At 69.1% G+C, this 26387-nt stretch carries 25 protein-coding genes and 2 pseudogenes; 16 read left to right on the top strand and 11 right to left on the bottom strand.

Annotated features, from left to right (window positions below; translation table 11 throughout):
* Positions 1-45: 45 nt before the first annotated feature.
* Positions 46-762, bottom strand: coding sequence for a hypothetical protein (locus tag AN233_RS01695; protein WP_058365170.1), 717 nt, complete (start codon positions 760-762; stop codon positions 46-48).
* 201 nt (positions 763-963) lie between these two features.
* Between AN233_RS01695 and AN233_RS01700 the strand changes: the two genes are divergently transcribed.
* The gene (locus tag AN233_RS01700) at positions 964-2805 is read left to right on the top strand and encodes an SLC13 family permease (protein WP_058365141.1); all 1842 of its coding nucleotides are present in this window, start codon (positions 964-966) and stop codon (positions 2803-2805) included.
* A gap of 51 nt (positions 2806-2856) precedes the next feature.
* Here the strand turns inward: AN233_RS01700 and AN233_RS18215 are convergent, their stop codons facing one another.
* The 3 genes and pseudogenes from AN233_RS18215 to AN233_RS01715 form a co-directional block, all read right to left on the bottom strand.
* Positions 2857-3840, bottom strand: a complete 984-nt coding sequence (locus tag AN233_RS18215) for an SLC13 family permease (protein WP_058365142.1) — start codon at positions 3838-3840, stop codon at positions 2857-2859.
* A 121-nt stretch (positions 3841-3961) separates the two neighbouring features.
* Positions 3962-4387: pseudogene (locus tag AN233_RS18220) on the bottom strand (SLC13 family permease); the annotation flags it as partial.
* A 12-nt stretch (positions 4388-4399) separates the two neighbouring features.
* Positions 4400-5719 carry a phosphoribosylamine--glycine ligase gene (locus tag AN233_RS01715; protein WP_058365144.1) on the bottom strand — a complete coding sequence of 440 codons (1320 nt, stop codon included), beginning with the start codon at positions 5717-5719 and terminating at the stop codon, positions 4400-4402.
* Between the two features lie 153 nt (positions 5720-5872).
* On the opposite strand from AN233_RS01715, the gene AN233_RS01720 reads away from it, so the two are divergent.
* Complete coding sequence (locus tag AN233_RS01720) at positions 5873-6919, top strand: PLP-dependent cysteine synthase family protein (RefSeq protein WP_058365145.1); 1047 nt, start codon at positions 5873-5875, stop codon at positions 6917-6919.
* A 28-nt stretch (positions 6920-6947) separates the two neighbouring features.
* Here AN233_RS01720 and AN233_RS01725 read toward each other — a convergent pair whose 3' ends face one another.
* The 4 genes from AN233_RS01725 to AN233_RS01740 all read right to left on the bottom strand — a co-directional run bounded on the left by AN233_RS01725 (position 6948) and on the right by AN233_RS01740 (position 12846).
* Positions 6948-8657 (bottom strand): aldehyde ferredoxin oxidoreductase C-terminal domain-containing protein, encoded by a 1710-nt coding sequence (locus tag AN233_RS01725; protein WP_058365146.1) that lies wholly within the window; start codon positions 8655-8657, stop codon positions 6948-6950.
* 106 nt (positions 8658-8763) lie between these two features.
* A complete protein-coding gene (locus AN233_RS01730; RefSeq protein ID WP_058365147.1) occupies positions 8764-10458 on the bottom strand; it encodes a flippase in 1695 nt (564 codons plus the stop codon).
* Positions 10459-10563: 105 nt separating this feature from the next.
* Entirely contained in the window at positions 10564-11964 is a 1401-nt protein-coding gene (locus AN233_RS01735) for a cobyrinate a,c-diamide synthase (protein ID WP_058365148.1), read from the bottom strand.
* A gap of 81 nt (positions 11965-12045) precedes the next feature.
* On the bottom strand, positions 12046-12846 hold the full coding sequence (locus AN233_RS01740) for a cobalt-precorrin-7 (C(5))-methyltransferase (RefSeq protein ID WP_058365149.1): 801 nt from the start codon (positions 12844-12846) through the stop codon (positions 12046-12048).
* A 90-nt stretch (positions 12847-12936) separates the two neighbouring features.
* On the opposite strand from AN233_RS01740, the gene AN233_RS01745 reads away from it, so the two are divergent.
* The 10 genes from AN233_RS01745 (at position 12937) to AN233_RS16670 (ending at position 21933) form a co-directional block, all read left to right on the top strand.
* Positions 12937-13830: a DUF7839 domain-containing protein gene (locus AN233_RS01745; RefSeq protein ID WP_058365150.1), complete on the top strand. Its 894-nt coding sequence runs from the start codon at positions 12937-12939 to the stop codon at positions 13828-13830.
* Positions 13831-14118: 288 nt separating this feature from the next.
* Entirely contained in the window at positions 14119-14406 is a 288-nt protein-coding gene (locus AN233_RS01750) for a hypothetical protein (protein WP_125919950.1), read from the top strand.
* A gap of 15 nt (positions 14407-14421) precedes the next feature.
* A complete protein-coding gene (locus tag AN233_RS01755; RefSeq protein WP_058365152.1) occupies positions 14422-14673 on the top strand; it encodes a DUF7123 family protein in 252 nt (83 codons plus the stop codon).
* 169 nt (positions 14674-14842) lie between these two features.
* On the top strand, positions 14843-15583 hold the full coding sequence (locus AN233_RS01760) for a TetR/AcrR family transcriptional regulator (RefSeq protein ID WP_080508296.1): 741 nt from the start codon (positions 14843-14845) through the stop codon (positions 15581-15583).
* 106 nt (positions 15584-15689) lie between these two features.
* Positions 15690-16949 (top strand): MFS transporter, encoded by a 1260-nt coding sequence (locus tag AN233_RS01765; protein WP_058365153.1) that lies wholly within the window; start codon positions 15690-15692, stop codon positions 16947-16949.
* A gap of 48 nt (positions 16950-16997) precedes the next feature.
* Positions 16998-18113, top strand: a complete 1116-nt coding sequence (locus AN233_RS01770; protein WP_058365154.1) for a DoxX family protein — start codon at positions 16998-17000, stop codon at positions 18111-18113.
* Between the two features lie 54 nt (positions 18114-18167).
* Positions 18168-18689, top strand: a complete 522-nt coding sequence (locus tag AN233_RS01775; RefSeq protein WP_058365155.1) for a hypothetical protein — start codon at positions 18168-18170, stop codon at positions 18687-18689.
* A 61-nt stretch (positions 18690-18750) separates the two neighbouring features.
* Entirely contained in the window at positions 18751-20235 is a 1485-nt protein-coding gene (locus AN233_RS01780; protein ID WP_058365156.1) for an RtcB family protein, read from the top strand.
* A gap of 185 nt (positions 20236-20420) precedes the next feature.
* Positions 20421-21428 (top strand): hypothetical protein, encoded by a 1008-nt coding sequence (locus AN233_RS01785; protein ID WP_125919951.1) that lies wholly within the window; start codon positions 20421-20423, stop codon positions 21426-21428.
* A gap of 139 nt (positions 21429-21567) precedes the next feature.
* A complete protein-coding gene (locus AN233_RS16670; protein ID WP_125919952.1) occupies positions 21568-21933 on the top strand; it encodes a hypothetical protein in 366 nt (121 codons plus the stop codon).
* Positions 21934-22021: 88 nt separating this feature from the next.
* Here the strand turns inward: AN233_RS16670 and AN233_RS01790 are convergent, their stop codons facing one another.
* Positions 22022-22408 (bottom strand): hypothetical protein, encoded by a 387-nt coding sequence (locus AN233_RS01790; RefSeq protein ID WP_058365158.1) that lies wholly within the window; start codon positions 22406-22408, stop codon positions 22022-22024.
* A gap of 176 nt (positions 22409-22584) precedes the next feature.
* On the opposite strand from AN233_RS01790, the gene AN233_RS01795 reads away from it, so the two are divergent.
* Complete coding sequence (locus AN233_RS01795; RefSeq protein WP_058365159.1) at positions 22585-23430, top strand: translation initiation factor eIF-2B; 846 nt, start codon at positions 22585-22587, stop codon at positions 23428-23430.
* Positions 23431-23454: 24 nt separating this feature from the next.
* Here the strand turns inward: AN233_RS01795 and AN233_RS01800 are convergent, their stop codons facing one another.
* Both AN233_RS01800 and AN233_RS01805 read right to left on the bottom strand, forming a co-directional pair.
* Complete coding sequence (locus tag AN233_RS01800; RefSeq protein WP_080508297.1) at positions 23455-23724, bottom strand: HalOD1 output domain-containing protein; 270 nt, start codon at positions 23722-23724, stop codon at positions 23455-23457.
* 80 nt (positions 23725-23804) lie between these two features.
* The gene (locus AN233_RS01805) at positions 23805-24245 is read right to left on the bottom strand and encodes a hypothetical protein (RefSeq protein ID WP_058365160.1); all 441 of its coding nucleotides are present in this window, start codon (positions 24243-24245) and stop codon (positions 23805-23807) included.
* Between the two features lie 71 nt (positions 24246-24316).
* On the opposite strand from AN233_RS01805, the gene AN233_RS01810 reads away from it, so the two are divergent.
* The 3 genes and pseudogenes from AN233_RS01810 to AN233_RS18345 all read left to right on the top strand — a co-directional run.
* On the top strand, positions 24317-24637 hold the full coding sequence (locus tag AN233_RS01810) for a BolA family protein (protein ID WP_058365161.1): 321 nt from the start codon (positions 24317-24319) through the stop codon (positions 24635-24637).
* An 83-nt stretch (positions 24638-24720) separates the two neighbouring features.
* Complete coding sequence (locus AN233_RS01815) at positions 24721-26130, top strand: class II fumarate hydratase (RefSeq protein ID WP_058365162.1); 1410 nt, start codon at positions 24721-24723, stop codon at positions 26128-26130.
* Between the two features lie 79 nt (positions 26131-26209).
* A pseudogene (locus AN233_RS18345) lies at positions 26210-26387 on the top strand (potassium channel family protein); the annotation flags it as partial.

The raw sequence follows: 26387 nt of genomic DNA on the forward strand, positions 1-26387 counted from the left end.
TGTTTGCCACCGGTCAGATAAGCCAGCACGTCAGAAAAACGGGTCTCAGAACCCACCGTAGCGCAGGTACACCATGTCGAGGATCACGAGCAGCTGCACGAGCCCCTGCACGCCGCCGAGCTTGGCGTTCTGTCGCCCGACCGCGGCGATGATCGAGGCGTCCGGATCCGGCGAGGTCATCTCCGCGTACATCCGGAGCTCGCCCGGTAACAGGAAGCCGAACCCCTGCACGGACAGCACCGTCACCAGCCCGAGCGCGACCATGATCGCGGGCGTCGTCGCCTGCAGGTCCCCGATCGTGACCGCGACCCACGCCAGCGATCCGACCGTCGCGACCGCGAACGGGACCTGCCAGCGCCGGTCGTTCCACGCGTCCAGCCGCCAGCCGAGCAGCAGCAGGATCGGCACGAGGTTCGCGGCGGTGAACAGCGCGAGCCACGGTTCCGCGTTCGGGAACAGGTTCAGCCGAAGCGCGAGCGTGATCCCGCCCGCGATGGTCGTCAGCGCCAGCGCCGGCAGCAGGAACGCCGTCTTGGGCGTCAATCGCTGGAACACCGCGGCGCTCGTCTCGTCGTCGAGCCCCCCGACCACCGGCCCGAGCACCGCGCCGATGAACAGGTCGAAGCCGGTCCAGAGCACCCCCGCCATCACGTGGACGTACGTGTGCGTCTGCAGCGACGCGACCGTCAGCGCGTAGCCGAGCGCGGCGAGGGGGACCACCACCGCCGCGACCGCGAACGCCGGGTTCGCCCGCCTGCCCATTCCACCCACCGTACCGCGTACCGTCCGAACGGACATGTTTGACAGATAACCCGTAAGGGGATGTTAAAAATCGGGCTTCCGGCAGTGCGTGAACGGGGCATCGCCGGATTTCCGGGCCGACAGGCAGCCGGATCACCGGATAGCCGGCTCGCCTGACGAGGGCGACGAAACAGTGAAGGGTTCGACCCGAGTCGGGAGCGCATGGCGATTTTCGAGGTGTCCGGCGCGGCGGTCGTGTTCCTCCTCATCCTCGTGATGCTCACGGCGTTCGTCACCGAGGTCGTCCCCAACGACGTCACCGCGATCGCCGTCGTCGCCGCGCTCGTGATCCTCGAACCGTGGACCGGCGTGGGGACTCGCGCCGCGATCTCCGGCTTCGCGAACCCCGCGACCGTCACCATCATCGCGATGTACATGCTCAGCGCCGGCGTCCAAGGGACCGGGATCGTCGAACGTCTCGGCGTCTCCCTCGCCGATTTCACCGGCGGATCGGAGTTCCGCGCGCTCGTCGCGACCGTCTGTACCACCGGTCCGATCGCCGGATTCGTGAACAACACCCCCGTCGTCGCGGTGTTCATTCCGATGGTCTCCGGCCTCGCTGAGGACTCGGGAATGAGCCCCTCGAAGCTCCTGCTCCCGCTCTCGTACGCGGCGATCCTCGGGGGGACGCTCACGCTCATCGGGACGTCGACGAACATCCTCGCCAGCGACTTCGCGCGCCTCCTGATCGACGGCCGGGACGGGATCGGGATGTTCGAGTTCACCGGCCTCGGCGCCGTGTTGCTCGCCGTCGGCCTCGCATACCTGCTGACGGTCGGGTGGCGGCTGACGCCCGCCCGCGTCCCGCCCGACAGCGATCCCGTGTCCGAGTTCGACCTCGACGACTACCTGACGGTCATGCAGGTGCGCCCGGACTCCAGCGCGGTGGGGGAATCGGTCGAGGCGTTCGACGCGGCCCACCCCGACGTCCGGATCCTGCAGGCGCGCCGGGGCGGCGACGCCTACGCCGGCCCTCACTCGGACCGTGTCATCGGAGCGGGCGACGCCCTCGTCGTCCACGGGAACTTGCAGGCCGTCAACCGGTTCCGCGAGGCGACGGGCCTCGGACAGCGCGCCGGCGACGCCGTCACGGAGGACACCTTCGAGACGGCCGCGACCGAGGGAACGCTGGCGAAGGCGGTGGTCCCCGACAGCTCCAGGTACGTGGGAGAGACGATCGCCGAGACCGGGCTCCACGAGTACCACGAGACGACCGTGCTCGCCGTGCGTCGGGAGGGCGATCTGATCCGCACCGAGCTCGCCGACCGGACGCTTCAGGCCGGCGACCTCCTGCTGGTTCGGACGACGCCGGCCGCGATCGGCTACTTCACGGAGACTGGAGAGCTCGTCGTCGCCGACGAGCGCGCCGTCGAGGAACTGGCGGCGGCGTCCGCCGCCGAGATCGCGCCCCTCTCGCCGAAGACTCCGATCGCGCTCGGGATCCTCGCAGCGGTCGTCGCGATCGCGGCGCTCGACGTCCTCCCCGTCGTCATCGCCGCGCTCGCCGGCGTCGTGGCGATGGTCGTCACCGGCTGTCTGACGACCGCGGACGCCTACGACGCGGTGTCGTGGAACGTGGTCTTCCTGCTCGCGGGCGTCATCCCGCTCGGGATCGCGCTGGAGTCGACCGGCGGCGCGGCCGTCATCGCGGAGGCCCTCGTGGCCCTCGACGACGTCCTCCCGCTGATCGGCGTGCTGTTCCTCCTCTACGTGGTCGTCGGTCTGCTCGCGAGCGTCATCACCCCGGTGGCGACCGCGGTCCTGATGATCCCGGTCGGCGTCGACGCGGCCGCCCGGCTGGGCGCGAACGAGTTCGCGTTCCTGCTTGCGGTGATGTTCGCGTCCGCCACGTCGTTCATGACGCCGGTCGGCTACCAGACGAACCTGATGGTGTACGGCCCCGGCGGCTACAAGTTTACCGACTTTCTCAAGGTCGGCGGACCGCTACAGCTCCTGCTCGCGGTCGTGGCGACGGTCGGCATCGCGGCCGGCTGGGGGCTCTGACGGGGTCACGTCTGGACCACGTCCGAGTCACGTTCGGGCGGCGGACCGTCGCTACGTCCAGACCACGGGGATCCACCAGATCGCGAACGCGGCGATGACGAGGATCGCGGGGAGTGTGAGGGCGAGTCCTACCCTGGCCATCTGCGGGATCGTCACGTAGCCGCTGCCGAACACGATCGCGTTCGGTGCGGTCGCGACGGGCAGCACGAACGCGAACGAGGCCGCGAACGCCGCGGTCGCCATCAGCGTGAGCGGCGTCACCCCGATCGCGAGCCCGATGCTCGCCGCGATCGGCATGAACAGCGACGCAGTCGCGGTGTTCGAGGTGACGTTGGTGAGCAGGATGACGACGGTCGCGACGAGCAGGACCGTCCCCGCGAGCCCCGCCGTCCCGACCTCGGTGAGCCGCTCCGCGACGACGACGTCGAGTCCGCTCTCCTGGAACCCGCGAGCCATCGAGAAACCGGCTCCGAGCAGCAGCAGGACGCCCCACGGAACCCGGGACGTGTCCTCCCAGTCGAGCAGCCGCTCGCCGTCGACGGGGACCAGGAACACGAGGACGGCCCCGACGACGGCGATCATCGCGTCGGTGAGCGCCGGCATCACCGGCTGGAGCAGGAACGGTCGGACTACCCACCCCCCGGCGACGACCCCGAACACGGCAAGTGCCCGACGCTCGCCGACGGTCATGGGGCCGAGTTCGGCCAGTTGCTCCTCGACGACGTCGATCCGGCCGGGTCGTCTCTCGACCGTCGGCCGCAACAGCACGACGAGAAGCGCCCACGTCACGAGGAGGAAGACGGCGGCGATCGGCACCCCCACCATCATCCACTCCAGGAACCCGATATCGAGGCCGAGTCGCGACTTCGCGACCCCAGCGAGCACCGCGTTCGGCGGGCTGCCGACGATCGTCGCAGCGCCCCCGATCGACGCGCCGTAGGCGATCCCGAGCATGATCGCCAGCCCGAACGACGTGTCGGGCAGGTCCGCCGGCTCCCCCCCCAAGTCCGGGAAGGAGTCCGCCGTCAACGTCACGCGGGTCGTCGGGCGCTGCGACCTCCGCGCGGTCGATCGAGGGCGTCGTCCGTCCGCCGTCCGCCGTGAGTTCGGCGATCACGGCGGCCCCGATCGGCACCATCATCATCGCGGTCGCGGTGTTGGAGATCCACATCGACAGGACGGCGGTCGTTCCCATGAACCCGAGCACGAGCCCCTTGCCGCTCGTTCCGACCGCGGCGACGATCCGGAGCGACAGGCGGTGGTGCAGATTCCAGCGCTCGATGGCGAGCGCGATCAGGAACCCGCCCAGCAACAGAAACACGATCGGGTCGGCGTACGGCGCGGCCGCGTCGCCGACGCTCAGCGCTCCCGTCATCGGGAACAGGACGACCGGGAGGAGCGAAGTCACCGGGATGGGGACCGCCTCCGTGACCCACCAGACGACGACCCAGGCCGTGCTCGCGAGGACGGCCGCCGCTTCCGGGTCGAGGCCGAACGGCCCCGCGAGGAGGATAGCGAAAAACGACGCCGGTCCGAGGAGCGTTCCGACCGAGTCGCGCGTCAAACCGGCCCGTGCGAACATGGGTCCGGTGTGCTACTCGTCCGCGGGACCGAGATACCCCCACGCCTGCAGGCGGTCGCCGTCGCCGTCGATCCACCGCTCACCGATGTCGTCGCGGTAGTACATGTTGGGCATCACGATGTCGTCGATGCGGTCGTACGCCTGCTCGCGCGCGGCCCCCATCGTGTCCCCCTTGCCGGTCACGACGATGGGCATCCCGTTGTCGCCGGCCACGCGCCACTGGCCGTCGACCTTCTTCGCGTCCTCGATGTGGATCCCCTCTCGACTCTCCGTCTCGAACACCACGGCCGCGTTCCGGGAGTTCTCGTCGTAGGTCTTCCCGTCGTCGAACGGGAACGGCGGCAGAACGACCCGAACGCCGATCTGGTAGCCCCTGTGTACCTCGGGGGTGGGGTCGTTGCCGTGCGCGAGGTCGTAGAAGAACTCGCCCGTCGACGACTCGATGGACTCCTCCTGTAACGCGATGGTCGGATAGCCGAACCGGGGTGTGAACTCCAGCGGGTAGATGCCGGTCCCGTTGACGATGCAGTTGATGTCGATGCTGCCGACGTATCCCTCGTTCGCGAGCCAGCCCTCCAGTTTGCCCAGGGTTTTCTCGAACAGTTCGTTCTGTCCGGCCCAGAACATCGATGTCCCCATCTCGCCGGTCGAGGGGCCGATGTTGCCCGGGAACAGTTTCTTGTGCTCGAAGTTGAAGTTCACCTCGTCGATGAACCGGGTGCCGTCGAAGAATCCGCAGATGGCGACTTCGACGCCTTCGACCTTCCGCTGGAGTTGGAAGCCCTTCATCCGGTGGCCCCACGCCTTCTTGTACGCCCGAAGCACGTCCACCACGTCGCTCCCATCGTCCTCGTTTCCGACGTAGAGGAGCCGCTTGACGTTCTGCACCTCGCCGAGCGGCTTGATGACGTACGGCGCCGGGTTCTCCTGTACGTGCCGGATCCCCTCGTCGAAGTCCTCGAAGACGTGGTGTTCGACGGTGTTGACGCCGTGGTCTTCGAGGACCGCCATCGCGTAGCCGCGGTCCTCCTCCAGCCGGTCGGTGTTCGGCGTCCCGCCGACGACCGCGTGTCCCTCCGCGCGGAGTTCCTCCGCGAGCGCTCCCGTGCCCACGTCCGGCCCGACCCAGATGTCGTCGAAGACGACCACGTCGGCCCACTCGACCTCGGCTCGCCAGTCGTTCGTCTTCGGGACGAATCCGTCGCCGATCTCCCGGTCGCTCTCCGACTCGATGTAGTACTTCACGTCGTGGCCCTCGCGGTGAATCTGCCACGCGAGGTCCGTGATCAGCGCCGCGTCGGCCGACACGAACAGGAAGCGCTTGGTCTCCATGGACGAACCACGGCGTCCGGAACCTTATCTTTCCGTGACACGCGGAGTCGTGGATCCGGGGCGGCGGGCCGACGGAGGACGCTTTCGGTCCCCACCGCGGCCGGGACCGCCGCGGCCGGCGCGTTGAAGTGGCGCGCACCGATGGGTCCCTCCATGTCCGAGGACGCGCCTGCCGCCGCACCGGTCGACGAGTCGACGCTGTTCGAGACGCCGCTCGTGGAACTCGATCTGGGCGTCGCGCCGACGGTGCTGGCCAAGGCCGAGTGGTTCAACCTCGCGGACGCGGCGTTCGGTGGCGGGTCGGTCAAGAGCCGGATCGCGGCCGCGATGCTGGACCGCGCGGAGGACCGGGGCGTTCTCGACCGGGACGCGGGGCCGGACGCGAACCCGACCGTGCTCGAACCGTCCAGCGGCAACACCGGCGCGGCACTCGCTCGCGTGGGCGGCGTCCGGGGCTACGACGTGGAGATCGTCACGAAGGCGGACGCCGGTGCGGGCAAGCGCCGCGCCATCCGCGAGGCGGGCGCCGAGATCCGGTCCGTTCCCGCGGACACGACCTACGACGCGATCATCGACCGCGTCGAGGAACTGGTCGCTAGCGGCGACTACCACTGGCCGAACCAGTACGACAACCCCGCCAACCCCGCGGTCCACGAGCGCACGACCGGCGCGGAGATCCGCAGACAGACCGACGGTGCGGTCACGGCGTTCGTCACGGGCGTCGGGACCGGCGGGACGGTGTCGGGCGTGGCCCGCGCGCTGGACGACGACGCGACGGTGGTCGGCTACGAGCCGGCCGCCGACACGACCGACATTGAGGGGTTGCGCTACCTCCGCACCGGTGACCACCCCTACCGCGCGGCCTACGAGACGGAGCGACTGGACAACGTGCGCTATCTCCGGACGGACGAGGCGCACAAGGCGGCCCGCTGGCTCCGCGAGCGGTACGCCGACCGCGACGTGACGATCCGCGACCCCGGTCGGCACGACCCCGAAGCCGTCCGCGAACACCTGCGAGTCGACAGCGACACCGCCGCCCACGAGCGCGGCGCGTTCGCCGTCGGCCCCTCCAGCGGCGGCAACGTCGCGCTCGTCCGGGAGCTCGCGGCGGAAGGGGTTCTCGACGGCGACGACACCGTCGTCACGATGCTTTGCGACCGCGGCGACCGGTACGCGCACGGGCTCTGGAGCGGCCTGTAGCGCGAGAAAAGTCGGGCGTCGGCGTTCGTTAATCGTCTGCGGGAGACGCGCCCGAACCGCCCGCGCCACTAGAACCGAGGTCCGCGGCGACCGGTTCCACGCGCTCGTCCGGGAGCGTGCCGTCCTCGCGGAGGCCGCGCTCCTCGTAGTACTCCTCGATCGCGGCGTCCAGGTCCGGCAGGTCGTACGGAAGCCCGTCGTCGCTCGCGTCCTTGCCGCGCTCGTTGTTGAAGTGGCGCTCGCGTTCGATCGTTCGCGCGCCGAGCTCCAACAGGTCCTCGTAGGGCGCGTCGAGCAGTTGCGCGAGGCGGTCGTCGGTGACGTAGTCGCCGCCGAACGCGCAGACGACGCCGGAGTCGCGGACGACGTTACGGTTCTCCTTCTCGACGAGGAGTTCGGCCTTGCCGAGCGTCCCCTCGGGATCGATCTCGCCGGCGTACTCCGGCCCGAGCATCCCCGCGTACATGTGGTCGCCGCCGCGGTTCGCGACCGCGTAGGAGAGCCCCTGGCCGTGCAGGACGCGGCCGTCGTGAGCAGCGAACTCCATCCCCTTCACGGTGTAGTCGTCGACGCCCAACCGGTCGTGGACGCGGTGAACCCCCTCCGCGAGGTCGTCGCCGATCCCCTCGCGATATGCGATCTTCTCGGTTATCTCGCGGGCGAGCTCCGCGTTGCCGAACTCGTCCTCGCTGGCGAGATAGGCGGCGACGGTGACGCCCGCGGAGATGGTGTCCATCCCGAGGACGTCACAGAGCTCGTTGGCCTTCATCACGTCGACGATGTCGCCGACGCCCTGGTTGGAGCCGAACGCGTACACCGTCTCGAACTCCGGCCCCTCCGTCTCGACCCCCTCGGCCTCGTCGCGGGTGGGGAGCTTGCAGGCGTACGCGCACGCCGAGCAGGCACCCTTCTTGTACTTCTTCTCCTCGACGGCGTCGCCGCCGATGCCGGCCGCGTGCTCGAACTCGTACTCCGAGAAGTAGCGCGTCGGCAGCGAGAAGTTCTCGTTGATGAACTCCGTGCCGCCGGTCGTCCCCTGCCGCTTCATGCGGTCGTCCGAGGTGGCCGCCTCGCGGTGGACGTCCATCTCCGGCGGGTTCGGGATCTCGACGTCCGGCTCGGCGTCGCCCTCGAAGGTCACCGCCTTCAGGTTCTTCGACCCCAGAACCGCCCCGAGGCCGCCGCGGCCGAACGCCCGCGAGTCGTAGGTCATCACCGACGCGAAGCGGACGAGGTTCTCGCCCGCGGGGCCGATGGCGATGCAGTTCTCCGGGCCGAGGTCGCGCGTCTCCGCAACGTGGTCGGACACCGCGGGGACCTCCGCGCCCGCCAGTTCGGGGACCTCCTCGAACTCGACGCCCTCGTCGGTGACGTGCGCGATCAGGAGTTCGTCGCTCGCGCCGACGACCTCCAGCACCGACAGGTCCGCGCCGGAGAACTCCCGGGAGAGGTAGCCGCCGGCGTTCGTCGAGACGAGTCCGTCCGTCAGCGGCGAGAGGCCGGTCATCGACATCCGACCGGTGAACGACATCCCCGACTGCTGGAGCGGACCGGTCGCGAGGTACGCGCGGTTCTCGGGTCCGAACGGGTCGGCGTCGAACGGGATGCGGTCGTGCGCGAGCGCCGTCGCGACCGCGCGACCGCCGATGAACTCCGCGAGGAGGTCGTCGATGTCGGTCCGGGTCGCGGTTCGCTCGCCCACGTCGATCGTGAGCAGGGGGCCTTCGGCGTGAAGCATGATCCGTTCAAGCGGTTCGCCGACCAAAGGTCTACCTCCACGCCGCCCCGCTTGCCGGCTCCCCGCCGTCGCCCTCTGCCTCTGAGAGACCCGCCCGCGAACGACGTCACCGCCGCGTCAGCCGGCCGTGAACGCGCGCGAGCAGTTCTCGGTCCGCCGGCTCCGTGTAGCCGAGACCGACCATCGCGCCGTAGTAGACGGCGAACAGGCCCGCGAGAAACGGCACCAGCCCGAGGGGCGAGGCGACCGCGTCCCCGGCCGCCAGCGCGGCGAGGACCGCGGCCGCGACCGTGATCCCCATCGGGACGAGCATCGGCGCCCGGAGCGAGTGCGCGCCGGAGAAGCGGTAGACCAACACGACGCGGATCGCGTTCCGGACGACGAGCGCGACCGCCGTCGCCACCGCGGCGCCCACGATACAGTACGGGGGAATGAGCCAGACGTTGAGGAGGACGTTTCCGACGGCGGCGACGAGGTTCGCCCACATCACCGCCCGCGTGTAGCCGAGCGCGGTCAGCGTCGCGCCGTTCGGCCCCATCACGTTGCCGAGGAAGTAGGCGACCGCGAGCACCCGAAGCGCAAGCGCGCCGGCGCGGTACTCCGGACCGAAGACCGCTCCCAGCACGACCTCCGGGAAGAGGAGGAACGTCGTCGCGACCGGGAACGTCACGGACGCGAACCACTTCGTCAACGCGAAGTAGACGCGCCTGACCGCCTCGCCCGACCCTTCTGCCGCGAACTCCGAGACGGCGGGCGTGTAGAGGAAGATCATCGAGCCCCAGATGATCGAGATGGTCCGAACCAGCGGGCGCACGCCGTCGTAGATGCCGACCGCCGCGGCCGTCTTGAAGTAGCCGAGCATCAGGATGTCGGTCCACGACATGATCTGGATCAAAAGCGACGCGAACAGCAGCGGGAACGAGAACGCCAGCAGCGCGTATCCCTCGCGCGGTCGCCGCAGCGACGCGGCCGCGGCCCCGCGGAAGTCGCCGGGATCCGCGCGGACGGTGTAGAGCAGGTACGCGACCGCAGTCAGCGCCAACGAGGCGGGGAACGCGAGCAGCGCGGCGACGAGCCCCCACTCGGCCCAGACGACGGCCGCGAGGATCGCGGGGAGCGCGCCCTTCTGCAGCAACTCCTGAAACGCCACGCGCTCGCCGGTCCGTCCGAACCCGCGGAACACCGCGGTGCAGACGCGGACGACCGCGAGCCCCGGGATGGAGACCGCGGCGACGCGGAACGCCAGCGCGTACTCGGGATGGCCGAACAGCGACGCGAGCGGCTCCGCCAGCGCGAACAGGCCCGCGCAGACGACGAGGCTCGCGACGACCGCTGCGACGAGTCCCCACGTGACGATGCTCGCGGGCGTGAGAACCGTCTCGTCCGTGACCGTCCGGCCCGCGGAGCCGTTTTTTGAATCCTCCTCGGAGCCGTCCGCCTTTTCCGCCCCGCCCGCGCCGTGATACGCGACCTGTCTGGTGACGCCGTTTCTGAGCCCGAGCGTCGCGACGACTGCGAGGATGGAGGCGACCGTGAACGCGAGCGAGAAGAGGCCGTACTCCTCCGGCGAGAAGGCGCGCGTGAACAGGCCGCGACCGGACAGCTCCAGCGCCATGCCCGCGAGCGTCCCCGTGACCACGACGGCCGCGCCGCCGGTCACCGAGAACAGGGCGTCGACGACGGACTCGCCGCTCTCGCCGGACCCGTCGCTCTCGCCGCCTCCGCCGGCTTCGGATTTCTCCCCGGCCTCTCGGCTCGCCACGGACTCCTCGGCCGCGTCGCCGTTCGCCTCGCCCGACACGGCTCCGTCGAAGACGGTCGCCGGATGAAGTGGTTCCGGATCCGGGCGCGGTCGCCGGGTCCGAAACCGCTCCCGCGCGGATCCCGGGTGCGCCCTGTGCTCGCGCTACCGCCGCGCGAACGCCGCGGCCGCCGCGACCAGCCGGTCGAACGCCCCGCTCTCGGCGTGTCTATGCGCGTACGTCCCGACGGTCGCGTACTCGGTCAGCCCGTCGCGGGCGCCGTCGATGCCCTCGCCGCGCTCCACGTCGAAGGCGAACCGGGCGTCCGTCGCGGGGTCGAGGTCGGCGTCCGTCCCCTCGTGCGCGTGCGAGGAGTAGTGGAACTCGTGGCCCCGGTGCGTCTCGCCCGCGTTCGCGGTCGGACCGTCCGCCCGCGCGCGGAGCGCGACGTGGTCGAGCGCCTGATATCGGTCGTGCATCGCCACGTCGCCCGGCAACACGCCCGCCATCGCGTGCGTCTCGCCGTCGACGGTCGTCAGCGTCTCCGAGAGTGCCATCAGGCCGCCGCACTCGCCGAGCACCGGCAGCCCCTCGGGCGCGCGCTCGGCCAGCGTCGCGAGCGCCGGCGACGCCGCCACCTCGGCGGCGTGGAGCTCGGGGTAGCCGCCGGGCAGGTACACCGCGTCGCACGCGGGCAGGTCGTCGCCCGCGGTCGGCGCGAACGTCGTCACGTCGGCCAGCAGCGCGAGGCGCTCGCGCGTCGCCGGGTAGCAGAACCGGAACGCGTCGTCCTGCGCGACGGCGACCGTCGGGCGGTCGTCGCCGTCCGTGGCGTCGGTCCGCGCGCCGGACGGTGGCGACCGCTCCGGCGCCGCGACCGGCCGGGCAACGTCCGCGAGCGCGTGGGCGTCGAGGTGTTCCGCTGCCTCCGCGAGTTCGTCCGCTGGGATCGGCGACTCATCGCCCATATGGAGGCCGAGGTGTCTGTCGGGGATCTCCAGTCCCTCGGTCGGCGGCACGCGGCCCAGATACCGAATTCCCTCGGGGAGCGCGTCGCGGATCCCCGCCTCGTGGCGGCCGCCGTGGGCCTGCTGGGCGATGACGCCCGCGACCTCGACGCGGGGGTCGTCGACCGCCTCGCGGACGTCTTCCGGGAGATCGGCGCGTGCGGCGTACTCCCGGAACCCGAGCGCCGTCGCGCCGACGCTCTGCATGCCGGCGCCCGCGTCGACCACGAGCACGACCGGCACGTCCAGCGCCGCGGCGGTCGCCGCGGTGGAGGTGGCGCTCCCGTCGTAGAGTCCCATCATCCCCTCGACGACGAGGGTGTCGCCCGCGGCGCTTCGGGCGTTTCGCCGGACGCCGTCGACCCCCTGCATCCACGTGTCGAGCGTGCGCGAGGGCGCCTCCGCGACCGCGGCGTGGTGGCTCGGGTCGATGAAGTCCGGGCCGGCCTTCGCTGCCGCGGGATCGTACCCGGCCGCGTCGAGCGCCCGGAGCGTCGCCAGCGTCGCGACCGTCTTGCCGACCCCGGAAGCGGTGCCCCCGAGCACGAAGCCGTTCATGCCCGTCCCTTCGCCGGCAGGGACATAAATCGTCCGCGACGGGCACGGTTCGCCGGTCCGCGAAAGCCGATGTGGCGACGTTCAGGGGCGTCGCACGGCCAGCACGGAGAGGTCCGAAAAGCGGCTGTCCTCGGGCTCATCGCCGCCCGCCTCGTCCGCCAGCGCGCCGAGCGAGAGGTGCGTGACGGTCTCGTCGTCGTGCGTCAACTTCTCGAGCACGAGCGCGGTCGCGTCGGGGTCCGCGCCCGCCTCGATCAGGTGCGCGGCCACGTCGCCCGGCATCCAGTCGTAGGGGCGCGGAAGCACCAGCAGGTGGCGCTCCCCGGCGTCGGCGCGGAGTCGCTCGAGGTCGTCGTCTAGCGGCCCGCTCTTGTGGAGCGTGACGAACGTCGTCGCCTCCATCGGCGTGCGGGCGCGGCTCGCGGCGACCTGCAGCGAGGAGATGCCGGGGACCACCTGGACGGGCGAGCGGTCGTCGTCGGCTTCGAGCGCGTCCGCGACCGCCCGCTGGACCTTGCCGACGAACTGGTACCCGGAGTGGTTCGGGTCGCCCATCAGGACGGCGACACCGGTCGCACCGTCCGCGATCCGGTCGGCGAACGTCGCCAGCGTCGCCGCCTCGTCGCGGTAGCCGCAGGCCAGCGTTTCGCCGGTCGCCGCGTCCGCGACGTAGTCGAGAACCGTCTCGAACCCGATGACCACGTCCGCGCTCCGGATCGCCTCGCGGCCGCGGGGCGTCAGGAACTCCGCCGCGCCGGGGCCGATCCCGACCGCGCGGACGGCGGGGTCCGCTCCGTCCGTCCAGTCCGGCTCCGGGTCCGCGGCCGCGAAGTCGGCCGGGTCGGGACCCGAGTCGAGATCCACCTCGTCGTGGTCGGTCATGGTCGGACAAGCAACGGGCGCGACTTCCCGATTGTGGTGCACCGGCCGCCACACCAAAGCTACTTGTCTCCAACTCCAGTACGGTTGTCCATGAGCGACGACGACGCGGTCGACGGCGGATCTCCCGCGGAGCGGCGCGAGGAGGCGACGGCGCCGCGGGTGCTCGCGAGCAAGCGCGACGCGACCCGGTACCGCGTCCTCGTCGAGATCGCTAGCCGACAGCCGGCGGTGAGCCAGGGGGAGATCGCGGAGGCGGTCGGCGTCACCTCGCAGGCAGTCAGCGACTACGTCCGCGACCTCGTGGAGGCGGACTACGTCGAGAAGCACGGCCGAGGCCGCTACGAGGTGACAAAGGAGGGCGTCGATTGGCTCATTTCTCGGACGGACGCGCTGGAGGGATACGTCGAGACGGTCTCCTCGGACGTGCTGGGCAGCGTCGACGTGGACGCCGCGGTCGCGACCGACGCGGTCTCGGAGGGCGACACGGTGGGACTGACCATGCGGGACGGAGTGCTCCACGCGGTGCCCGTCGGCGGGGACCATGGCGGTGGAGACGGCGGGGACGGCGGCGGAGGACGGAGCGGCGAGGCGGCGTCCGCAGTCGCGGTCACCGCCGGGGAGGCGGGAGAGGCGGTCGGCGTCACGGACTTCGAGGGCGTCGTGGACTACGAGCCCGGGACGGTGACCGCGCTGGTGGTCCCGCCCGTGACCGAGGGCTCGCCGCCGGAGCCGGCGGCCATCGCCGACTACGCCGCCGACCACGACCTGATCGCGGTCGCCGGCACCGAGGCGTACGCGGCCGCGAGGCGCGCGGACGTGCGACCGGACATCAGGTTCGGGACCGTAGAGGGCGTCGCGGAGGCGGCCGTCCGCGGTCTCGATGTCCTGCTTCTGGCGGTCGCGAACGCGCTCTCGCGGCACACCTCCCGGCTGCGCGAGGACGGGATCCGGTACGAGGTCCGGGACCCGGCCGACGCGGAGTGAGGCGCGCGCGACGAGCGCGGTACGTTGCCACCCGAGTTCGGCGCCACGCCGACTGTCGGACCGTCGATCGTCGGTTGGGAGTCCGTCTACTGTCGTCTTTTTGAGAAACACTCTGAGAAGAGTTTATGAATGTTCTAACCCGTTTTGAGGCGGTTATGAAAAGTCAACAAAGCATGGTAAAGCGTTCTGAAACGGCGGCGTGGTGGTTAATCGACCCGAATCCAACGCAAGGCTCGTCTCCTTATATGGGGTCGGGACGCCTCGTCGGGAGTGAGGCAGGTGACCCACATGTCAAACACATCCCTCCGCACGGCCGCTCGCTCCCCGGTTCGCGCGAGTGCCGCGCTCTCGAACAAGTTCCGCCGGCTCACTGCCGTCGGCGTGCGCGCCCTCGCGTTCTGGGCCGCCGTACTGCTTCCGCTGACGTACCTTCCCGTCCTCCACGGGATGGTCGTGGACGCGAGCGCCGGGCTCTTCCTGGTCCTCCTCGCGACCAACGTCGCGTGCGCCGTCGTCGGCCACGACTACCGCCCCGGACACGGGGACGCGAGCACCGACCGCACGACCGACGCCTGAACCCCCACACAACCCATGAGCACGAACGCTGCCACCACCGACTCGACGTACGGCTCCCCCAAGGCCGCCCGCCTCGCCGAATACCTCCGTGAGGAGGCCGCCGACGGCGAGACGTACTTCAAGGCGAAGTTCATCGCGGACGATGTCGGCCTCTCGCCGAAGGAGATCGGCGCCCTGATGGTCCAGCTGCAGGGTCGGATCCCCGACCTGACCGTCGAGAAGTGGTCCTACACCGGTGCGACGACGTGGCGCGTTGCGCCGCGCTGATGATCGGCTCTCGCGATCGACCTCGCTAAGTCCCCGCTTTCGGTCGCCGCCGCTTTCGATCGCCGCCGCTTTCGGGCGTCGTCACTTTCCGTCGCACGCATCGTCGGACTCCGGAGAGTGCATCCCGATCCATCGCGTTTTTACGTGTGGTTGACTGACCAGTCAGTCAATGACGGACGAGCCCTCCGCGGCGGACGAGATCATGGACGGCGTGTACCGCGCGCTGTGTACCCACGGGTACGCGGGGGTGACGATGCAGGACATCGCGGACGAATGTTCCAAGAGCAAGTCGCTGCTCCACTACCACTACGACACGAAGGAGGACCTCCTGGTCGCGTTCCTCGACCACATCCTCGCGGACTTCGAGGAGAAGGTCGAGGAAACCGCCGACGATCCCCCGCTGGTTCGACTCACGACGCTTCTCGATCGGTTCGTCTTCGATCCGAGCGAAAGCGAGCGCGAGTCGTTTCACATCGCCCTCCTGGAGCTCCGGTCGCAGGGGCCGTTCAACGAACGCATCCGCGAACAGCTGGACCGCAGCGACCGGCTGCTCCGCGAGACGCTCGCGGACATCATCGGCGAGGGCATCGAGGCGGGCCAGATCCGCGACATCGAGCCCGAGCGACTGGCCGCGCTGATAACCGCGGCGATAGACGGCGCACGGACCCGCCAGATCACGCTGAGCGAGGACGTACTCGGCGACGACACCTACACCTGCGTCACCTCGCGGGAAGTCCGTCGACGGATCGTCGAGCCGGTCCTCACCGAGGAAGCGTCCCTTCCGCCGGTCGAGAAGACGGCAGCGGGCAGGGATGACGCCGACGAGACGACGAACGGCGTGACGGCGAGCGACGGCTCCGAGTCGCCCTCCGGAACCGCAGATCATCCGGACGGTGACTGGACCGAATGAGTACGGGGGTCGGACCGCGCGGCCGATCCGCCGACGAGGGCGGGCGGGTTGAACGGGGCAGGCGGATCGCCCTCGACGCCATGAGGGGAGGTGCGGATCGCTGACGATGTTCGACCGACTCCCTACCTTCGGCTTCACTCGTCCACCGGCCGTCCTGCTGGCGGTGATCGCGAGTACCTTCTTCGTCGGCTTCGGCGGGGGCGTCGTCTTTCCCATCCTCCCGAATCTCGGCGCGGTGCTCGGGATCTCCGCGTTCATGGTCGGACTCATCCTTTCGGCGAACCGGTTCGTCCGGCTCGTCGCGAACGCGCCCGCCGGCGCGCTGATCGACCGCATCGGCACGCGCCGACCGTTCGTCTACGGGCTGTTCATCGAGGGGGTCGCCACGCTCGGCTACGTCGTCGCGCTGTTCGTCCCACCGCCGGAGGCGTGGTTCCTGTTGGCCCGGGTGCTGTGGGGGATCGGCTCCGCGGCGGTGTTCGCGACCGCGTACACCATCGCCGCGGACGTCTCGACCGGCGACTCCCGCGGGACGAACATGGGCATCGTCCGCGGCGGCATCACGATGGGCTTTCCCGCCGGGCTCGTGCTCGGCGGCGTGGTGAGCGCGCTCTACTCCAACGCCGCGGCGTTCGTGCTCGCGGCCGCGTTCGCGCTGTTCGCCAGCGTCGTCGCCTACGTCCTCGTTCCCGAGACCCACGTCGAGAACGGCGAGGGGGCTTCCGTGAAACCGTGGGACATCGACACCTCCGTCCCCGCCGTGACGGTCGGACTCGTCAACTTCGGGCTGATGTTCGCGTACATCGGCGCACTGTTCGCGACGCTGGTGCTCTTTCTGGGCGAGCACGACCTCTCGCTGTTCGGGCTCGCGCCGCAGGGCACCTCCGGGGTGTTCATGGCCGGGACGGTGGTCTCCGCGGCCGCCTTCATGCTCGTCGGCGGCCGCGTTTCCGACACGCGGAAGTCCAGAACGCCGGTGCTGCTCTTCTTCCTCGTCGTCTCCTTCGTCGGCTTCCTGCTGCTCGCCCGGGCCGGGTCGGTGATCGAGTTGTCGTTCGCCTGCGTCTTCATCGGCGCGGGACAGGGCGGCACGAGCGGTCCCCTGATGGCGCTTCTGGCGGACCTCACGCCCGACGAGCGCATGGGGCGCGCCTCGGGGACGAACAACGTCTTCGGCGACATCGGGGGCGGGCTCGGCCCGATGGTCTCGCTCCCGCTCGTCGAGGCGGTCGGGTTCGAGCCGATCTACGCGTTCTGCGCGCTCGTTCCGCTGGCGGCCGGCGGCGTGCTGCTCGTGGGCGTCCGCCGCGTCACCGGGACGTTCCGACCGGGCCGAGCCGACACGAACGCCACGGTCGCGGACTGACCGGCGGCGCCCCGGTTTTTAACCGGTTGCCGGAGTAATCACGGCACTATGAGAAACAGACACACAGTCCGGGCGGCGACGTGGGGCGCCGCGACGTTGGCCGGGATCGCGCTCGCGTCGGGGATCGCGGCCGCACACGTCCGGTTCGTCACCGACACGGAGGAGGCAGGCGAGGCGCTCCGGTTCCTGGCCGGGGCGCTGACCGACCCCCTGCACCTCGCCGCGCTCGGGGGCGGGGCGCTCGCGGTCCTCGTGGCGATCGCCGTCTACCTGAAGACGGAGGCGCTGAACCGGGACGTGGCGGTGTTCCGGGGCGTCATGGAGAGCTACCGGGACCTGTTACCGTGGCTGCTCCGGCTCGGGTTCGGGCTCCCGCTGGTGGGCGCCGGCTTCGCGGGCTACTTCTTCAATCCCGTCGTGGAGCCGCTGATCGGGTCGGGCGTCGACCGCCTGCTCCAGATCCTGCTCGGGTTCATGCTCGTGTTCGGACTCGGAACGCGGGTCGCGTCGCTCGCCGGGCTGGTGGTCTACCTCGTCGCCCTCCCGATTCAGCCGCTTTTGGCCTTCTCGCTGGAGTGGATCCCCGGGTTCCTCGCGCTGATCGTCGTCGGAAGCGGGCGACCGAGCGCCGACCACACGCTCGCGCAGGTGGCGGCGACGCCCGGCACTTTCTACAACGAGGTCGACCCGATCCACCGCGCTGCCGCGTGGTTCGAGGCGCGCGTCGACCCCTACGAGCGCTACGTGCCGACGGTCATTCGGGTGGGAATGGGGGTCGGGTTCGCCTTCCTCGGCCTGATGGAGAAGCTTCTCGCACCGGAGATGGCGATGAGCGTGGTCGCGAACTACGGGCTCGCGGAGGCGACGCCGTTTCCCGCGGAACTGTGGGTGCTCGGTGCCGGCCTCGGCGAACTGGCGCTCGGGATCGCCATCGCGCTCGGCTTCTTCACCCGCGGCTCCGCGCTGGCCGCGATGTTCGTGTTCACGCTGACGCTGTTCGGGATCCCCGACGACCCCGTGCTCGCACATATCGGCCTGTTCAGCCTCGCGTCCGCGCTGCTCATCACCGGCTCCGGCCCGTACGCACTCGACAACTACCTCTCGGACTCCCGGCGGACCGCCCGCTCGGACGCGGTCGTGGAGCCGGCACCAAGGAACGACTGAACCGACAAGGAACCGGTCGGAACGGATTTTGGTCGTCACATCGTGTGAGAACACATGGCACTATCGGACGGAGCCGCCGACCGGACGCTGGCAGCCGGTGCGCTCGCGGGACTCGCAGCCGGCGTCGGTATGGGCCTCGTCCTGCACCTGGCGCTGGGTCTCATGCCGGTGATCGCGACGCTTATCGGCAGAGATACGGTGCTTGCTGGATGGGTCGTCCACCTGTTCAACAGCATGCTGTTCGGCCTGCTGTTCGTCGTCGTCTTCGTGCGGCCCATCTTCGAGGAGCTGCTCGTCGACCTCGGCGGCTGTGTCTCGCTGGGGGTCGTTCACTCCGCCGCGCTCGGGCTGTTGACCGGCGGGCTGTTGCTCCCCGTCTCGCTGGCGCTCGCGGACGCGACGTCGCTGCCGATCCCGACGCTCCCGTTCCCGGGGATCGACGTGGGCATGGAGTTCGCGGTCGTCATCGCGCTCGCACACGTGCTGTACGGCGTTCTGCTCGGAACGACGTTCGCGGTGCTGACGGGGGTCGCCGGAGTCGGGCGCGTCCGTTCGGACGAGGACGCGATCGCCTGAGCGCGGCACGGCCCGCGGCGCCGGACGTAACGCTATTCCCCGGTGGCGTCGATTCTCCGGTATGACCACGCGCGAGTTCGACGGAATCCGGCTGGAGAAGGTGCGCGAGCACGTCTGGGAGATCCCGCGGGAGGGCGACATGAACGTGCCCGCCCGCGTGCTCGCGTCCGAGGAGCTGCTCGAACAGATCGGCAGCGACGACACCCTCCAGCAGCTGAAGAACGCGACCCACCTGCCCGGCATGACCGACCGCGCGATCTGCATGCCCGACGGCCACCAGGGATACGGCTTCCCGGTCGGCGGCGTGGGGGCGACCGACACCCGGACCGGCTGTATCTCGCCCGGAGCGATCGGCTACGATATAAATTGCGGAGTAAGAATGGTGAAAACGAACCTTGCCTACGACGACCTCCGCGGGCGCGAGGAGGAACTCGTCGACGCGCTGTTCGAGGCGGTCCCTTCCGGGCTCGGCGGCGGCGGCATCGTAAAGGGGACCGCGGACGTGGTCGAGGCGATCCTCGAACGCGGCGTCGAGTGGGCCGTCGACGAGGGGTACGGCGTCCCCTCGGACCTGCGGCGCTGCGAGGACGAGGGACGGCGCGAGGACGCGCGGCCGGAGTTCGTCACCCAGAAGGCGAAGGACCGCGGCCGGAACCAGATCGGCTCGCTCGGGTCGGGCAACCACTTCCTCGAGGTCCAGCGCGTGACCGACGTGTTCCGGCCCGAGGTGGCCGAGGCGTACGGGCTCTCGGAGGGGCAGATCGTCGTCCTGATCCACTGCGGGAGCCGCGGGCTCGGCCACCAGACCTGCACCGACTACCTCCGAAAGATCGAGAAGCAACACGGCGACTTGCTCGCGGAGCTGCCGGACAAGGAACTCGCGGCCGCGCCTGCCGGATCCGCGCTGGCCGAGGAGTACTACGGCGCGATGTGCGCCTGCATCAACTACGCGTGGACCAACCGGCAGCTGATCACCCACCGGACGCGCGAGGTGTTCGGCGACGTGTTCGACGCCGACCCCATGGCCGACCTCGGGATGGAGCTGCTGTACGACGTGGCGCACAACATCGGCAAGAAGGAGGAGCACGCGGTCGGCGAGCCGGACGCCGACGGCGAGCGCGAGACCCGGGAGCTGTACGTCCACCGGAAGGGCGCGACGCGGGCGTTCCCCGCCGGCCGCGAGGAGGTTCCCGAAGCCTACCGCGACGTGGGCCAGCCCGTCATCATCCCGGGCAGCATGGGCGCGGGGTCGTACGTGCTCCGTGGTGGGGCGGCCTCGATGGACCTCTCGTTCGGCTCGACCGCCCACGGCGCCGGTCGCCTGATGAGCCGGACGCAGGCCAAACAGGAGTTCTGGGGCGGCGACGTGCAGGACGACCTCGCGGAGCAACAGAAGATCTACGTGAAGGCGCAGTCGGGCGCGACCATCGCCGAGGAGGCACCCGGCGTCTACAAGGACGTCGACGAGGTCGTCCGCGTCAGCGACGAGTTGGGCATCGGCGACAAGGTGGCGCGGACGTTCCCGGTCTGCAACATCAAGGGCTGAGCGCGGGGTGCTCTGCGGGCGATCGGGGGGGCTCCGTTGCAACCGGCCGCCGTTGACCGTTTATCCGGTTCCTCAATCGCTCAATACAGGTGATGTAGGGATCGGTCAATACAGGGGACTCACGAATCGTTCTGTGCAAGGCACGGACAGAAGACATATACTAATACCGTTGGAAGCAGATCGACATGATCAAGCCCACCAAAAGGCGAGTCCTTTCGGCCCTCTGCACAGGCGGTGGCGTCCTTCTCGCTGGCTGTACGGCGGTATCTGAAGAGTCGACCGTCACGAACGAACCCGCGACGACGGAAGGGGACGATGAAACAACACCAACCGAATCTACCCCGTCGGTTCCGCACTTTCCCGGGAATACCACCTCAAGCGCGTGCCCAGCGTTTGATAATACGGAACTTGTTGTCTGCTACGAGGCGGTCGATCCCGAAGAGATGCCGATCGTACTCGTTCCAGAGGCCCAGTCAGTCCAGCCGGAGCAGCCGGTTGAGTTCACGCTCCGAAATCAGAGTGAACAGCAGTTCGAGACCAATCACTATCACTGGCAACTGTATAAGCGCGTGGACGGCGACTGGTACTATATCGCGCCCGAGTTCTGGCCGGAGCCGCTAATGCTGCTGGAAGCCGGCGACGAACACACCTGGACTGTAACGGTAGCAACAGGTCGTGTTAGTGACGGAGATTCCATCGAAAACGTAGAGGGGACAGAATCGCTCACACTCGCTGGTCTCGGTGGCGGTAACTACGCGTTTGGGACCGACGGGTGGTTCGCGGCCGCCTCGTACGAAGATAGCATCGCACTCGCAACGGGGTTCAACTTGAATGCCGATCAGTTACAGTTGACGCCGACGACGGCGATCTCGGAAACGGAGTGGGACGGTGAGACGCTCGTTGCGCGTTCGACGCGCGGCGAATCAGACGGCGAAGATGACCAACCGGACAAGTTCATCCTTGAACGCATCGACGGTTCCGAGATCGACGCAGAACGGGTCATCGCCGAGCAGGTCGTCCGGAACGACCAATTACGCGACAGTATCGCACTGAGCCGAAAACATGACGCCGATCGAGTCCGCCTGGAGGAGTTCAGTAGTTCGATTCCCCCCTTCGGACTCCAAGATGCCCGCACGTACGAGTTCGGGGGTCAGCAATATCGGGTGACAGTAAGAGAGGAGGAGCCGTCGTAGTGTTCGTCCTGAGCAATCTGTAGATACAAACCGGCTTATTTCGATCGGTGTATCGACAAATGAGGTACTGCATTCTACAAGAACTTACGAATCGCTCGTACAGGGAAAGCACTTACCGATAGAGGATGCAGAATTTGTCATGTACCGGCGTGCGTTCCTCGGGGTATCCGTTTCATCTCTTCTCACCGGCTGTATGTGGTTTCGCTCGGCAGGAGATGGATATATACTAATCCGAAATCAGAAAGAGACCACACACACTGTTGATGTAACCCTCATCCAACAAAGATCGGGTGAGACTGTCCTTGATGAGTCATATCGCATTGATCCCGACTCTCAGCGAGAAATCGAAGACGCATTCAACGGAGGAGTGTATGAGGCCACAGTTTCACTTGACGACGGAAGAACCGAAACATTCGAGTTGAACGTTGGCAGGTGTCCAAGTATTGCCTTCCGCGTTACCATTGCACCAGAAGAACTTGACCTCCAGCAGGGCACCTGCGACTGAAACGAGCCTGTAGTGCAATACTTGCACGTCTACCAACCGGCTCTTTTAACCAAAAATATCTGCGAAGAATTCGCCTTCGTCGAGGCCGTCAGGGCCAGAACCCGCCCGATCCGCCACCGCCGCCCGGCCCCGAGGGTCCTCGCGGTCCCGACGATCGGGGGTCGGGGTCGATCGTCACGAACTCGCTTTCCGCTCGCGGCTCGACCTCGCGGCCGTCCTCGAAGCGGACGAAGGAGAGGTAGAAGGGCTCGCCGCAGCCGGCGTCGTTGGGCTCTCCGTCCGCCAGCCGCCCCTCCTCGCCGCAGACGAACCGGACGCCGTCGGCGTCGTCGGCCTCGTAGTCCCCGTCCGGAGAGACGTAGGTCCACCCTTCGAGGGGGTACGGCGTCACCGACTTGTCCGCGAGGTAGCCATCGCGGTCGAGTTTCACCAGGGTCTCGCAGCGCGGGCAGTAGTAGGTGACGGGGTAGCTCACGCGAAGCCGTAGGGGTCGCGGAGACAAGTTCTCTCCGGCGAGCGCGTCAAGGTGGACTCGGGCGGACCGGACGCGGTCGACTCGGGGTGGACCGGACGCGATCGACTCAGGACAGCCCGGAGGTCGGTTCGACACAGCCCGGAACCACTTTCCCGCGCGCCGCCGACGCGGTACGTATGATCGACGAGACGGTCGCCGAGATCAGGGAGATGCGGAGCCACAGCTCCTCGGTGATCGCGAGGAAGGCCGCTCGCGCGCTCGAGGAGCTGCTCGACCGCGAGTACGCCTCCGCCGAGGAGTTCGAGCAGGACCTCCAGCACAACGCGGGCGTGCTCCGGCGCTCGAACCCCTCCCACGCGATCCTCCACAACGCCCTCCGCGAGATCGAGCGCTCGGTCGTGGGCGAGACGACGACCGTCGCGGACGGCAAGGAGCGCCTCCGCGAGACGATAGAGGAGGTGGTCGCGGACGTGGAGCGCGGCAAGGCGGAGGCGGCCGCGAGCGCGCGGGAGACGTTCGTCGACGAGGAGACGGTCCTCACGCACGACTACTCCACGACCGTCCTCGAAGCGATGGAGGCGGCGACACAGGAGGGGATCCACCTCTCGGCGTACGTCACCGAGGCGCGGCCGCGCTACTTCGGCCGGAAGACGGCCCGCGCGCTCGCGGCGAATCCGAGAGTCGAGACGACGATGATCGTCGACTCGGCGATGGGACACGCGCTCCGCGAGTGCGACCGCGTCGTGCTCGGGATGACCTGCATCACTGACCGCACCTACTACAACCGGATCGGGACGCTCCCGCTCGTGGCGACCGCGAACGAGCTCGACGTGCCAGTCACGGTCGTCGGGTCGGGCGCGAAGGTTATCGACGACTTCCGGTTCGAGAACGAGTTCCGCGACGCCGTCGAGGTGATGCGCGAGCCGATCGAGGACGTCGACGTAGAAAACCCGATGTACGACGCGGTTCCGGTGAGCCTCGTCGACGAGGTTATCACCGACGACGGCGTCGTGGAGCTCTGATCCGGCGGCGTCGTGGACCGTGCCTCAGTGCACTTGGCTCTCCGCGACGCCGCCTACGGCACCGGACGGCGACCTGATGTCGTGCGCGACGCGGACAGCCCCGTCGGCGGTGACCGTCACCGACCGTCCGGCGTAGGCGAACGTGATCTCGCCCGTCTCCATCGACGCCACCAGCGCGTTCAGCGCGTCCGGGTCGACTGCATCGAACAGCGGGGGGAGGTCGAGCGCGTCGACGTCAGTCTCCTCCGCGACGCGGCGCGTGACGCGTTCGCAGGCGGTTTCTCTCGGGTCCATGCGACTGGATCACGCGGATCGTGTATAAGTATTCGTCAGACAAATTCCCGATTTCTGATTGTTCTGGCGTCGGCGAGGAGTCAGTCGGCGACGGAGACGGAAAGCGCTTCGCCGGCGGTCCCCGCGGTCCGCACGAACGCTCCGTCGACGACCGCGAACGCCTCCACGCGGACGACGAGTCTGCGGCCGCCGAGCGTCGCGCGCAACACCGGTCCGGTGGAGGTGACGACGACGTACGGCGGTGCTGCGACCGGCGGTGCCGTCAGGTCTCCGCCAGCGACCGAGACGGCCTCCATCAGCGCGTCGGGGAACCGGTCGAGCGCACCGGCGCGGTCCAAGGCGGCGCGGAGCGGCCCCCTGATCGCGGTCGAGTCGCGGGTGGCTGGCCGCCCGTCGACCGTCGTCTCGAAGCCGGCCGCGACCGCGTCCGCACAGTCGAGCGTCGTCGCGAGCAGGTCGCCGTGTGCGGTCAGCAGGCGCTCGCGGGCGGCGTCCGGGTCGAGCGGCGGCCCGTCGCTCACGGTCGAGTCTCGGCGGGGGCGGAAAAACCGGTTGCGGTCCCCTTTTGAGGACCGCGGCGGTAGGGGGAGGCATGACTCCCGAGGAGGTCGCGGACCTGATCGAGGCCGGCATCGACGACTGCGTGGCGCGAGTGGAGACCCCGCGGGCGCCCGACGAGGAGCACGAGGACGCCCACTTCGCGGCGGTCGTCGTCTCGCCCGCCTTCGAGGGGGAGCCGCTGGTGCAACAGCACCAGCGCGTTTACGACGCGGTCGGCGACGAGATGACCGAGTCGGTCCACGCGCTGGAGATCAAGACGTACACCCCCGCGGCGTACGCCGAACACGGCGACGGGCGCCTCGACGCGGCGCTGCGCGAGGCGGGGCTGTCGCCGGTCGACGACGCGTCGTAGCTCCGGTTCCGAAACGCGGTGGTCGGCGCGGCGGCCGCGACGGTTTCAGTAGCTTTTACCCGATCTCCGGCGTGGTCCCGCCCATGGGAGACGACTACCGCGTGGAGGAGGACAGCCTCGGCGAGATGCAGGTGCCGGCGGACGCCTACTGGGGCGCACAGACCCAGCGCGCCGTGGAGAACTTCCCCATCTCGGGGATCACCTTCGGCCGGCGGTTCGTCCGCGCGCTCGGCGTCGTCAAGAAGGCGGCCGCGCAGGCGAACAACGATCTCGGGCTGATCGACGACGATGTGGCGGAGGCCATTCAGGACGCGGCCGACGAGGTGATCGCGGGCGAACACGACGACCAGTTCCCGGTCGACGTGTTCCAGACCGGCTCCGGCACCTCCTCGAACATGAACGCCAACGAGGTCATCGCCAACCGCGCCGCGGAGATCATGGGCACGGAGGTCGGCGACCGCGTCGTCCACCCGAACGACCACGTCAACTACGGCCAGTCGAGCAACGACGTGATCCCGACAGCGATGCACGTCGCGGCGCTGGAGGCGGTCGAGAAGGACCTCATGCCGGCACTGGAGGTGCTCCACGCGGAGCTGGAGGAGAAGGAGGCGGCCTTCGACGGCGTCGTCAAGACGGGCCGCACCCACCTGCAGGACGCCACGCCGATCCGACTCGGGCAGGAGTTCGGCGGCTACCGCGCGCAGGTCGAAAAGGGGATCAAGCGCGTCGGCGACGCCCGGTTCCACCTTCGCGAGCTGGCGCTCGGCGGGACCGCGGTCGGCACCGGCCTCAACACCCACCCCGAGTTCCCTGCGCTCGCTGCCGAGTACATCTCCGACGAGACGAACACCACCTTCCGCGAGGCGGACAACCACTTCGAGGCGCAGGCGGCCCACGACGCCATGTCGGAGGCCCACGGCGCGCTCCGGACGGTCGCGGGGAGCCTCAACAAGATCGCCAACGACCTCCGCCTGCTCGCCTCGGGCCCCCGGAACGGGCTCGGCGAGGTCGAGCAGCCCGAGAACCAGCCCGGTTCCTCGATCATGCCCGGCAAGATCAACCCGGTCGTCGCGGAGTCGGTCAATCAGGTCCACAAGCAGGTCGTCGGCAACGACGCGGCGGTCTCGGCGGGCGCGGCCCGCGGCGAGATCGACCTGAACCTCTACAAGCCGGTGCTGGCGCACAACTTCCTGGAGTCGACGGAGCTGCTGGCCAACGCCGCGGAGACGTTCGGCGAGAAGTTCGTCGCGAAACTGGAGGCCAACGAGGACCACTGCGCGGACGCCGTCGAGCGCTCGATGGCGCTGGCGACCGCGCTCAATCCCGCCATCGGCTACGACAAGGCCTCGAAGGTCGCCAAGCAGGCCCTCGCGGAGGACAAGACGGTCCGCGAGGTCGCCGTCTCCGAGGGGTACCTCACCGAGGAGGAAGCGGACGAGGTGCTCGATCCCGCGACGATGACCGAGCGCGGCATCCTCGGCGACGAGGAGTAGGTCGGTCGCGGGCGCGGTTCGGTGCCGCCCGACTTCCGACCCGACAACACCCACAACCCCTGGGGCCGTACGCCGGGACATGACTCCTTGGCGCTCCCGGCGCGCCGTCGCTTATCTCGCGCTGGTCGCGGCGACCTCCGCGGCGCTGACGCTCCTGTACAACTACGGCATGGCGACGTGGGAGGGGGACCCGGAGCCGCTCTACCGCTCCTTCCAGGTCGTGTTTCAGACGTTCACGACCACCGGATACGGGGAGG

Origin of the sequence: Haloparvum sedimenti (genome assembly GCF_001462205.1) — an archaeon.
Classification (GTDB): Archaea; Halobacteriota; Halobacteria; order Halobacteriales; family Haloferacaceae; genus Haloparvum; species Haloparvum sedimenti.